This is a genomic window from Devosia lucknowensis (genome assembly GCF_900177655.1).
GTDB lineage: Bacteria > Pseudomonadota > Alphaproteobacteria > Rhizobiales > Devosiaceae > Devosia > Devosia lucknowensis.
This window is the reverse complement of record NZ_FXWK01000001.1, coordinates 194,735-206,342: the sequence shown is the minus strand read 5'-3', so window position 1 is coordinate 206,342 and position 11,608 is coordinate 194,735. Positions and strand designations below refer to the sequence as shown.

The window sequence follows — 11,608 nt, the reverse complement described above, 5'->3', positions numbered from 1 at the left end:
TTCAGTTCAGCATGCCATTGCGCCCAACTGAACACTGCGCTGGAGACGGCCCGGGACGGGGGCCCGGTTCAGCTGGCGTCAGCGACCGGCCCAGCTCAGGAACCGCACGGTGGCGGCGCCATAGTTGCGCCCGTCTTCGAGCGTGAAGCCCGTGGGCACGGCGATGTCGGCATCGGCGGATTCTTCCCAGACCACGGTGGCCCCGGGAGCAATCCAGCCATTGGCCGACAGCTCGGCAAGCGCCAGTTGGCCGAGGCCCTTGCTGTAGGGCGGGTCGAGGAAAATCAGGTCGAACTGGCCGAAGGTACCGGGCTTGCCCAGCGCGGTCGCGTCCCGGCGCAGCAGTTTGGTGATACCCGCGGCGCCGAAAGCCTCGATATGGTCGCGGATGAGGCCGCGCGCTTCGGCCCCGGTGTCGACGAAGGTGACGTGGTCGGCGCCGCGCGAAAGCGCCTCGAGCCCGAGCGCACCCGTGCCGGCGAACAGGTCGAGCACGCGCTTGCCGGCCAGAACCGGCCCGAGGCGCGAGCCCAGGATGTTGAAGATGGACTCGCGCGCGCGGTCCGACGTCGGACGGATGGTGTCGTCCGACGGCGAGGTCAGCTGCTTGCCGCGATACTTGCCGGCAACGATGCGCATGGCTTAGCCGCGCGGCTTGCGCGGGCCGCCGGGGCGACCGCCAGCCGGGCGTGCGCCACCGGGCCTGCCCCCGAATGGCTTGCCGCCGGGGCGACCTGAACGGTCACCCTGGGGACCACCGGCGCGGTCGCCCTGGGGACGGCCACCTTGCGGGCGATCGCCGTAAGGCTTGGCGCCGTCTCGCTTGCCGGCAAATGGTTTGCGGTCACCGAACGGCTTGCCGCCAGGCGCACCGTCGCGACGCGGCGGCCGGCCCTCGAAGCCGCCCTCGGGACGTGGACCGCGCGTGGGACGATCGCCATAGGGGCGCTGCGGCCGGTCACCATAGTCGCGCTTGGGGCGATCCTCGAAGCGACCTTTGGGGCGCGGTCCGCGGGCGGGACGGTCACCGAAGCTGCCGCGCGCCGGCTTGTCACCGAAGTCGCGCTTTGGCCGATCTCCGAAATCGCGCTTGGGACGGTCGGAAAAACCGCCACGGGCTGGCTTATCGCCAAAACTGCGCTGCGGGCGATCGCCGAAACGGCCTTCGGGACGCGGTCCGCGAGCGGGCTTGTCGCCGAAGGAGCGCGCCGGACGGTCGCCGTAATCACGCTTGGGCTTGTCACCGAAATCACGCTTGGGTCGATCGCCATAGGGCTTGCGCCCTTCGCTGCGGTCCGGACGATTGGAGCGATCTGCCGGCTTGCCGAAGCTGCGGGCAGGCTGGTCGTCGCGGTCAGGGCGCTGGCGGCCGGCGCCCTTGGGCTCGTAAGACTCGGGCGCGCGGCCCTCGTCATCCTCGAAATGCACGCGGCGGGCGCGAATGGGACGATCCTCACCGGCGCGTGGGCCGGCATCGCGTCCGGCAGGACGGGGACGCAGCGGAGCACGATCGCGCGGCGAACGGACGGGACGGTCATCGCGGGGCGCCGGCTGGACCATGTCGGGGGCATCGCTCTCGAAATCGACCCCGGCGGATTCGGCGAGCTTCTTGCCGAGCTGGTCGCGCAGCATGCGCGACTTGACCATTTCCACGGCGCCTTCGGCCAGCTCGCCGAGCTGGAAAGGACCGTAGGAAATGCGGATCAGGCGGTTTACCTCGAGACCGAGCGAACCGAGGACGTTCTTGACCTCACGGTTCTTGCCTTCGCGCAGACCCAGCACCATCCAGACGTTGCTGCCCTGTTCGCGCTCGAGCGTTGCGGTGATCGGTCCATACTGGATGCCGTCGACCGTCACGCCCTGCTTGAGGCTATCGAGCTGGGCCTGGGTGACGGAACCGAAGGCGCGCACGCGGTAGCGGCGCAGCCAGCCGGTGGACGGCAGTTCGAGCACGCGCTTGAGACCACCGTCATTGGTGAGCAGCAGCAGGCCCTCGGTATTGATATCAAGGCGACCCACGGTGAGCACGCGCGGCAGGCCCTTGCGGTCGAGTTCCTCGAAGATGGTCGGCCGGCCTTCGGGGTCCTTTTCGGTGACGACGAGGCCCGCGGGCTTGTTGTAGAGCCAGACGCGGGTGCCCTGGCGGGCAGCCAGCGGCAGGCCATCGACCTCGATCTTGTCCTTGCTGGTCACGTTGAAGGCGGGCGTGATCACCTTCTTGCCGTTGACCGAGATGCGGCCGTCGGCGATCCAGCCTTCGGCATCCCGTCGCGAGCAGAGGCCGGCGCGGGCAATGACTTTTGCCAAACGATCGGCGACTTCGGGTTGTTTGGGAGTGTCGCTCATGTGAGCACTTTCTGACATGCGGGACCCGTAAAGCCGTTCGCGGGACTGCAACGGCGGGCGGCGCGGTAAAACAAGCAAAGCGGCCGGATCGATCCGGCCGCCGTGAGGTCGTTGAGCGGAAGCTCCTAGATCAGAGCTTCTTTTCGCTTTCAGTGAGCTTGGCGCCCGGGCTGCCCAGACCCTGCGAGCTCGGGCCACGCGTCTCGAGCGCACGGCGTACATCGGCCGGACAACGGTCGTCGCGCAGCGAGACCAGTTCACCCGATGCGGTACGGCACACGAGCTGTGCATCGCCCACGCGGGTGAAGTATTCGGCCGGCGGCAGATAGAGCGGACGATCGTTGTTGGCCGTCACGTTCATATTGGCCTGCTGCATCCGTGCTGTCAGCTGCTTGGCTTCGGCTTCGGTCAACGGACGGCCGCCAAGGGTGCGCATGTCGACGACGCGGGCATCGCGCAGCAGACGCATGTCGGCTTCGCTGAGGTTGGTGGTGTCGATGCGCACGGTATCGCTGTTGGCGGGCAGTTGAGCCGCGGCGACCTGGGTGGTCGGGGCCGGCAGGCTGCCGTCGGATTTGGGCAGCACGAGCGGGGCACGCGCCGTGGTCAGGTCCTGCTTTGGCGCTTCGCCCGGTATCAGACCGACACCCCGTGCAGTGGAATTGAGCACATCGCGCTCGAAGGTGCCGAAATCGGTCATGGCATTGGTGCCTTCGACCGTCGTGCAGCTGGCCAGGACCAGCGTGGCCACCAGCCCGAGGGCGGCGAGGCCTGCCTTGGCGGCGGCCCGAATGGCAGTCTTCTGCCCGGTCAATGCAATACGCATGCAAATTCCCTTACGATATCGGCGGCGCTTATAACGCATTCCCACCGCTAAGGCCAGATTTTGGCATCACAGTGATGAGAAGCCCCTAAGCGGCTTTCCTGGGTGCTTTTCGCGAAAAGCCCAGGAGGTCGACGAACAACAGGATGACGCCGAGCGTGATGGCCACATCGGCCAGGTTGAAGATGTAGAACGACCATGTGCCCCAATGGAAGTGGAAGAAATCCGCCACCGCCCCGTAGATCAGCCGATCGAGGGCATTGGAGAGCGCACCGCCCAGGCACAGTGCCAAACCCAGGCGCACCAGAAATTCCCGAGACCGCCACCACCACACCGATAGCGCCGCTATGGCAACGAGCATGACAATGCCCAGGGCCCATACCGGAAGGGAATCGAACAGGCCGTAGGAAATGCCGGTATTCCAGACCAGCACGTAATCGAAAAACGGCGTGACGGTGATCATCTCGCCGCCCCGCCACCCGGTGAGCGACAGGGGTTCGAAGAAGTAGCCCACACCGACGCAAACCGACTGACCGACGGCGTAGCATTCGGCAGCGATGTGAAAGGCCTTCTGGCCGCGATCGATGCCGAAGGCGATAACCGCGGCCATGATGGAGGCAAGAATGCCGGGATTGCGGAGGGATTGGCTGATTTTCGTCACCGGAAGCTCCGTTTTCGCCCCCTCCCCTCGAGGGGAGGGTTGGGGAGGGGGTCCCTCAGTCAATCACAAGACGACCCCCACCCCAGCTTTGCCACGGCCATTCGGCCTTAGCGGCGTTACCCTCCCCTCGAGGGGGAGGGAGGGAAAGAGCCGTCAGCTCAGGTTACAGTCCCGCCGCAGCGCGTTCGCGCAGGGCCTGCGCATCGCGGGGGGAAACATCAGGATATTCCGCATCGGAGCCGACCTCGGGCAGCACCTTCCAGGAGCGGGCGCAGCGCTTGCCTTCGGCCAGTGCCGGCACGACAGATACGCCCAGCACGTCATCGAGACGGAATGCCTCGGACGAGCCTTCGGCCTGCTGGATCGAGATGGCCGAGGTGATGGCGATCTCGGCCAGGTCCTGACCTTCGAGCGCCTTGATATAGCGGGCGTCGGCGACGAAGACCTGGGGGGCCGCTTCGAGCGACGAGCCGATGCGCTTTTCGCGGCGCTCGATTTCGAGGGCACCGGTGACGACACGGCGAACGGCACGGACAAGCTGCCATTTGTCGGCGAGGTCGTTGTCCAGCCAGTCCTGCGGGATATCGGGGAAGAGGCGCAGGTGGACCGATTCACCGTCGCCCGGGTGACGCTCGAGCCAGCATTCTTCCATGGTGAATACCAGGATGGGCGCGAGCCAGGCCGTGATGGCGTTGAACAGGTGATCAAGCACGGTGAGCGCCGAACGCCGTTTCACCGATGAAATCGGATCGCAGTAGAGCGTGTCCTTGCGGATGTCGAAATAGAACGCCGAAAGCTCGATGTTCATGAAATTCGACAACAGGGTCACGACCTTGCGGTAGTCGTATTCCTTGTAGGCGGCGCGCACGCCGGTATCGAGCTGGGCCAGGCGATGCAACATCAGCCTTTCCAGCTCGGGCATGTCCTTGGCATCGACGACGTCGTCGGCCTTGAAATGCGCGAGATTGCCGAGCAGCCAGCGCAGGGTGTTCCTGAGCTTGCGATAGGCATCGACCGTGGTCTGGATGATTTCCTTGCCCAGGCGCAGGTCTTCCGAATAATCGGACGAGGCCACCCACAGGCGCAGGATATCGGCGCCGTACTGCTTGATGATGTCCTGCGGGGCAACGGTATTGCCCAGCGATTTGCTCATCTTCTTGCCTTCGCCATCCATGGTGAAACCATGAGTGAGAACGCTGTCATAGGGCGCATGGCCATTGGTCGCGCACGATTCGAGCAGCGACGAATGGAACCAGCCGCGATGCTGGTCCGAGCCTTCGAGATACATCGAGGCCGGGAATTTCAGATGCGGCCACTTCTGCTTGTTGCGCAGCACGAAGGCGTGGGTCGAGCCTGAGTCGAACCAGACGTCGAGGACGTCGGTGACCATCTCGTAGTCTTCGACCTTGTACGCCGAACCGAGATACCGCTCGGCTGCACCCGGCTTGTACCAGGCGTCCGCGCCTTCTTCCTCGAAGCTCTGGGCGATGCGGTGATTGACCGTTTCGTCGCGAAGGATCTCGTTGGTCTGCTTGTGCACGAAGACGGTGATCGGCACGCCCCAGGCGCGCTGGCGCGACAGCACCCAGTCCGGCCGGTCGGCGATCATGGCGCGCAGGCGGGTTTGACCCGCGGCGGGATAGAATTTCGTGGCGTCGATCGCCTTGAGCGCGCGATGGCGCAGCGTATCACCCGCCGCGCCGTCGATATCCTTGTCCATATAGACAAACCATTGCGGCGTGTTGCGGTAGATCACTGGCTTCTTGGAGCGCCAGGAATGCGGATACTGGTGCTTTACGCGGCCACGGGCGATGATATTGCCGTGCTCGGCCAGCGCGGCGATCACCTTGTTGTTAGCGTCGCCCTTCTTGCCATTGTCGTCGATTACGCGCGCGCCATCAAAACCCGGTGCGTCCTTGGTGTAAAAACCATCGTCGCCGACGACATAGGGGATGGCGGGATCGATGCCGCGATCCTGCAACAGGCGCGTGGACTCCATCCAGATCCCAAAGTCATCGAGACCGTGGCCGGGCGCGGTGTGGACGAAGCCGGTACCGGCATCGTCGGTGACATGTTCGCCATCGAGCAGCGGCACGTCGAAGTTGTAGCCGCCGGCAAAGCCGCGCAGCGGATGGTGTGCTGCGATGCCTCCGAGAACAGAAGCCGGAACGGTCTGCAGCCGAACATTGCCGGTCACCTTGGCCTTGGCGAAGACCTCGGCCGCCAGCTTGTCAGCGATGATCAGCTTGTCGCCGACCTTGGCCCAGTTCTCTGCCGGTGCCTCGGTGACCTCGTAGAGGCCATAGGCGATCTTGCTCGAAAACGAGATCGCGCGGTTGGCCGGGATGGTCCAGGGGGTCGTGGTCCAGATCACGACCGATGCACCGGTGAGGTGCTCGCGATGGGCGATAACCTCGTCGGTGTCCTTGCCGTCTACCGTCTGGATGCGCGAGACCGGGAACTTCACCCAGATCGTATCGCTCTCATAATCGGCATATTCGATTTCGGCTTCGGCCAGCGCCGTGCGCTCGACCACCGACCACATCACGGGCTTTGACCCGCGATAGAGCTGACCGGTCATCGAGACCTTCATCAGCTCGCGCGCGATCTGGGCTTCGGCGTCAAAGCTCATCGTCAGGTACGGATTGTCCCACTCGCCCAGGACGCCGAGGCGCTTGAATTCCTCGCGCTGGATGTCGACCCAGCTCTCGGCAAAGGCGCGACATTCCTGGCGGAATTCCACCACCGGAACCTCGTTCTTGTCCTTGCCCTTGGCGCGGTACTGCTCTTCGATCTTCCATTCGATCGGCAGACCGTGGCAGTCCCAGCCGGGGATATAGGCCGCATTGTGCCCAAGCATCTGCATGGACCGCGAAACGAGGTCCTTCAGCGTCTTGTTGAGCGCGTGGCCGATATGGATGTTGCCATTGGCGTAGGGTGGGCCATCGTGCAGCGTGAACAGCGGCCGATCCTTGGCCTGCTCGCGCTGCAGCGCATAAATGTCCATGTCTTCCCAACGCTTGAGCCACGCCGGCTCGCGGTCCGGCAGACCGGCGCGCATCGGGAAATTGGTTTCCGGCAAGAAGAGCGTGGCCGAATAGTCTTTTTCGGTCGCGCTTTGAGCGGTGTCGTTCATGGATCGGCAGTCTTTCGGAAGATTTGCGGCGGGTTGTAGCAAGCGAGGGCGCTGGGGGCAAAGGGGAATTGGCCTTACCGCTTCCTCAGGGGGAGAGGTGAAGAACGACTACCCCACAAACCCCAACTTGCGGTCCAGCGCGCCGATAGGCTTGGCGCCGGCAATCAGTTCGCGCGCCTTGCGGCTGTCGCGATCCATGGCGGCAATCAACTCGTCGAGGCCCGAGAACACTTCCTGTCCCCGGATATGACCGACCAGGGCCACGGCAATGGTCTGGCCATAAATGTCCTCGTCGAAATCGAAGAGGTGCGTTTCGAAAGGCGGCCGCTGATTGTCGAACATGGGCTTGCCATAGGCGGCGACGCCATCGAGCAGCCGCTCGCCCAGTCGCGCCCTGACCGCATAGACGCCCTGGGCCAGTTGAAAGCCGGTGGGGGTCATCGTATTGGCAGTGGGGTAGCCCAGATCGCGGCCACGCTGGTCGCCCTTGACCACGCAGCCTTCGAAAAACCAGTGGTAGCCGAGCAGGCGGTTGGCGGCTGCGATGGCGCCCTCGGATAGGGCGGCGCGGATCCGCGACGAAGAGATGACCTCGTCGCCTTCATCCATCAGGTCCAGGGTGTCGACCGTAAAGCCAAGCCGCTCGCCCGCAGCCCGCAGGAAAGCCGGCGTGCCGCGCCGCTGGCGACCGAAATGGAAATCCGAGCCGATGATGACGCCGCGCACGCCGAGCTGGTCGACCAGCATGGTCTCGACGAAGACTTCGGCCTCGTTCTGCGAAAAGGCGTGATCGAAGGGCAGGATAATGATGCCATCGAGCCCGAGGGCCTCGGCCAGGCGCGCCTTGGCATCGCCCTGCGTGAGGCGGAACATGAAGGGAGCCGGCGCGAAGACGTCACGCGGATGCGGCTCGAATGTCAGCATGAGGGTGGGCACACCCGCCTTTTCCGCGCGGGCGCGCAGAGCCGCGACAATCGACTGATGACCGCGATGCATGCCGTCGAAATTGCCGATGGCGACATAAGCGCCGCGCAGATGCGGCGGCAGATCGGCAAGGCCGGAGAGACGCGTGAAGCCGGACATGACGATTACCAGGACAGGCGGGGCAGATAGCCGGCGACGCGGGCCCGGCTCGGCGCGATCAGATCGGCAATGGCCTGGGGATCGGGCTTGCCGAAGGCATCGAGCTCGGCGGCGTGGATGGAGCCAGTAATGAAGAGGATGTCGATGCCGAACTGTGCGGCGCCGGTCGCGTCGGTGCGGACGCTGTCGCCGATGGCGAGGACGCGCGACTTGTCGAGCGCCTTGCCGGCGGCCTTTTCGGCCAGCGCGAACGCCTGCTCGTAGATGGGCGGATAGGGTTTTCCGGCCATGTGGACCATGCCGCCCATAGCCGAATAGAGATCGCCCAGGGCGCCGCCGCAATAGATGATCTTGTCGCCATGCTCGACCACGCGGTCGGGATTGGCGCAGATCATGGGCAGCTTGCGGCTGAGCCACAGCTTGGCGCGTTCGCGATACATTTCAGGCGTGTCGTCGTCGGTATCGAGATCGGTCACCACAACGACCTCGGCGTCCTCTGCGCCGGTGCGCTTCAGATCGAGCCCTTCGTAGAGCGCATCGTCCTCGGTCGGCGGACCGACATGGTGAATGGCCTTGCCACGGTACTTCTCGATCATGGCGCGCGTGGCGTCGCCAGAGGAAACGGTGGCATCATAGGCGTCGCGCGGCACGCCCAGGCGGTCGAGCATGGCCACGATGGGCGCGGAAGGGCGCGGCGCATTGGTGATCAGCACCGCCCTGCCCCCGGCCTTGCGGAATTCGCGCAGGGCCTCGACCGCTTCGGGGAAGGCCGAGACGCCGTTGTGGATGACGCCCCAGACGTCGCTCAGCACCGCATCGTAACGTCCCGACAGATCGGAGAGGCCGGAGATGATGGGCAGGGGCGAGGTCATGGCGAGCCTTGGCGTAAAGGGGCTGAGGGACCCTATGTGGCAGTTTGCCGCCAGGGATCAAGCGAAAAGCAGCCATGACACTGCGATGACGGATGCGGAATCGCTTCCTTAACGGTTGGATTTCTATTGTCCGCCCATACCAGGAGGCGGAGGAGGGGCCGCATCCGACAGTCCATTTCAAGCGTCCAGCCAGAGTCCGAATAACGCCCGTCCATGTTCAACACAATGAAACTCTCTCTCCGCCTGCCCGTAATGGTGGTCGGCATCGCCATGGTCACGGGCGCGAGCCTGGGCATCGCGGCCTATTTCACCAGCGATAGCGTCGTGACCGCGCAGGCCGAGCAACGCCTGAGCGCAGCGGCCGAGAACGCCACCGCCTCGCTCGATGCCTATCTTTCCGAGGTGCGCCAGGACCTGTCCCTGTTCGCCAATCGCAGCGACGTGGCGGCGGCGCTCTATTCGTTCTCGGGCGCCGTGCACTCGCTGAAATCGCAGGGCGACCCGGCGACCCTGCTGCAGGATGCCTATGTGGCGCAGAACCCGCACCCGCACGGCGAGCGGCTGCTGCTCGATACGTCCGAGAAACTGTCCGTCTACGACCAGATCCATCGTCAGCAGCATGACGAGTTCCGCAGCCTGCTGCAGACACGCGGCTACTTCGACATCTTCCTGTTCGACCTGCAGGGCAACAACGTTTATTCGGTGCAGAAGGAAGCCGATTTCGGCACCAGCTTTGCCGAAGGCGTCGGCCCGTGGGCCGATAGCGGCCTGGGCCAGGTGGTTCGCGCCGCCATGGCGGGCAATCCGGGCGACGTTTTCCTCACCGACTTTGCGCCTTATGGCCCGAGCGACAACGCGCCGGCCAGCTTCATCGCCGCGCCTGTTTACGATCAGGGCCTGCAGGCAGGCGTGCTGGCCTATCAGATGCCGCTTGGACGCATCAGCGAGGTGCTCAGCCGCACGAAGGGCCTGGGCGAAAGCGGCGACGTGTTTCTTGTTGGCCAGGATGGCCTGGCGCGCAACGACTCGCCCAGGAGCCAGGGCGATGATGCCCTGAGCGTCAGCTTCACGGGCGAGGCTATTACCAGTGCGCTCGCCGGAACGGCGAGCATGGGCACGATCGACCATGCCGACCGCAGCGACGTTGCCGTTGCGATGCCGCTGAGCTTCGGCGGCTCCGATTGGGCCGTGGTCGCGCTCGAGAGTGCCGACGAAATCTTTGCGCCCTCGCACATGCTGCGCAATACGATGCTGATCACCGGAGCCGTGCTGATGGCGCTTTCGGCGCTGGGCAGCATTCTCATCGCGCGGACGATCACGCGCCCGGTGGGTCGCCTGACGACGGTCATGACCGAGATCGCCGGCAACCAGCTCGACGCCGACGTGCCGGGCCTTGAGCGCTCCGATGAACTGGGCGCCATGGCAGAGGCCGTCGAGGTCTTCCGCCAGAATGGCCTCCGGATTGCCGAGTTGCGCGCCGCCGAAGACAGCATGAATGCCGAAAGGGCCGAACAGGTCCGCATGGTCGAGGCCTTGCAGAGCGATATCGACCGGGTCGTCGGCGCGGCCATCGATGGCGATTTCTCGCTTCGTGCCGAGACCGCCCTGCCCGATCCCGAACTGAAGCGTCTGGCGGAAAATATCAACGAGCTGCTGGCGACGGTCGAGCGCGGCATCGGCGAAACCGGTCAGGTGCTCTCGGCGCTTGCCCGTTCCGATCTCTCGCAGCGCGTGCATGGGACTTACAAGGGCGTGTTCGACCGGCTCAAGGCAGATACCAACGGCGTTGCCGAACAGCTGGGCCAGGTCATCGTGCAACTGCGTCACACGTCGGGTTCGCTGAAAACAGCCACGGGCGAAATCCTGGCCGGGGCCAACGACCTGTCCGAGCGCACCACGCGCCAGGCGGCCACGATCGAGGAAACCTCGGCCGCCATGGAGCAGCTGCGCAATACGGTGGCCGAGAACGCCACGCATGCCGAACAGGCCAGCGCCAAGGCCCGAACCGTATCGTCGGAGGCCGAGGCGAGCGGTGCGGTGATGACCCGGGCGACCGAGGCCATGGACCGCATCACCCAGTCTTCGGCCAAGATATCGAACATCATCGGGCTGATCGACGACATCGCTTTCCAGACCAACCTCCTCGCCCTCAACGCGTCCGTGGAAGCGGCCCGGGCCGGCGAGGCGGGCAAGGGATTTGCCGTGGTCGCGGTGGAAGTGCGGCGCCTTGCACAGTCGGCGGCGCAGGCGTCGTCGGACGTCAAGGCACTGGTCGAGCAAAGTGCGCAGGAAGTGACCGGCGGCAGCAGGCTTGTGGCCGAAGCCGCCGAGCGTCTTCTGGCGGTGCAGGCCGGCATCAGCGCCAATGCCACGCTGCTCGCCGGCATGGCGAGGGCCAGCCGCGAACAGGCCGCATCGATCGAAGAGGTCAATGTCGCCGTCCGTCAGATGGATGAAATGACCCAGCACAATGCGGCGCTGGTGGAAGAAACCAATGCCGCCATCGAGCAGACGGAAGCGCAGGCCGGGGAGCTCGACCGCGTGATCGGCACGTTCACGCTTGCCGGTTCAAGCCCGGCGGCCCTCGACGTATCGGAACAGGACGAAAGCGGTGCGCGCGGGTTGTTCCGCGGCCTCAAGCGCGCCGTTGGCGGCTTCGGCCGCCGCTGAGAGGCATCTTGCCGGGT

Annotated in this window: 8 protein-coding genes; 1 reads left to right on the top strand and 7 read right to left on the bottom strand. The window is 65.0% G+C overall.

Going from position 1 to position 11,608, the window contains the following annotated elements:
• Window positions 1-78: 78 nt before the first annotated feature.
• The 7 genes from rsmD to CCK88_RS00960 all read right to left on the bottom strand — a co-directional run bounded on the left by rsmD (window position 79) and on the right by CCK88_RS00960 (window position 8,921).
• Entirely contained in the window at window positions 79-639 is a 561-nt protein-coding gene (rsmD, locus tag CCK88_RS00990; protein WP_086468692.1) for a 16S rRNA (guanine(966)-N(2))-methyltransferase RsmD, read from the bottom strand.
• 3 nt (window positions 640-642) lie between these two features.
• On the bottom strand, window positions 643-2,346 hold the full coding sequence (locus CCK88_RS00985; protein WP_140048845.1) for a pseudouridine synthase: 1,704 nt from the start codon (window positions 2,344-2,346) through the stop codon (window positions 643-645).
• Between the two features lie 130 nt (window positions 2,347-2,476).
• Entirely contained in the window at window positions 2,477-3,172 is a 696-nt protein-coding gene (locus CCK88_RS18540; protein WP_086468690.1) for a hypothetical protein, read from the bottom strand.
• A gap of 85 nt (window positions 3,173-3,257) precedes the next feature.
• Window positions 3,258-3,830 (bottom strand): signal peptidase II, encoded by a 573-nt coding sequence (gene lspA / locus CCK88_RS00975; protein WP_244557401.1) that lies wholly within the window; start codon window positions 3,828-3,830, stop codon window positions 3,258-3,260.
• Between the two features lie 163 nt (window positions 3,831-3,993).
• Complete coding sequence (gene ileS / locus CCK88_RS00970; protein ID WP_086468689.1) at window positions 3,994-6,966, bottom strand: isoleucine--tRNA ligase; 2,973 nt, start codon at window positions 6,964-6,966, stop codon at window positions 3,994-3,996.
• A 108-nt stretch (window positions 6,967-7,074) separates the two neighbouring features.
• Window positions 7,075-8,049, bottom strand: a complete 975-nt coding sequence (locus tag CCK88_RS00965) for a bifunctional riboflavin kinase/FAD synthetase (RefSeq protein ID WP_086468688.1) — start codon at window positions 8,047-8,049, stop codon at window positions 7,075-7,077.
• A 5-nt stretch (window positions 8,050-8,054) separates the two neighbouring features.
• Window positions 8,055-8,921 (bottom strand): TIGR01459 family HAD-type hydrolase, encoded by an 867-nt coding sequence (locus CCK88_RS00960; RefSeq protein ID WP_086468687.1) that lies wholly within the window; start codon window positions 8,919-8,921, stop codon window positions 8,055-8,057.
• Window positions 8,922-9,146: 225 nt separating this feature from the next.
• Here CCK88_RS00960 and CCK88_RS18610 point away from each other — a divergent pair, with 225 nt between their 5' ends.
• Window positions 9,147-11,591: a methyl-accepting chemotaxis protein gene (locus CCK88_RS18610; protein WP_244557400.1), complete on the top strand. Its 2,445-nt coding sequence runs from the start codon at window positions 9,147-9,149 to the stop codon at window positions 11,589-11,591.
• The last annotated feature ends 17 nt before the right edge of the window (window positions 11,592-11,608 follow it).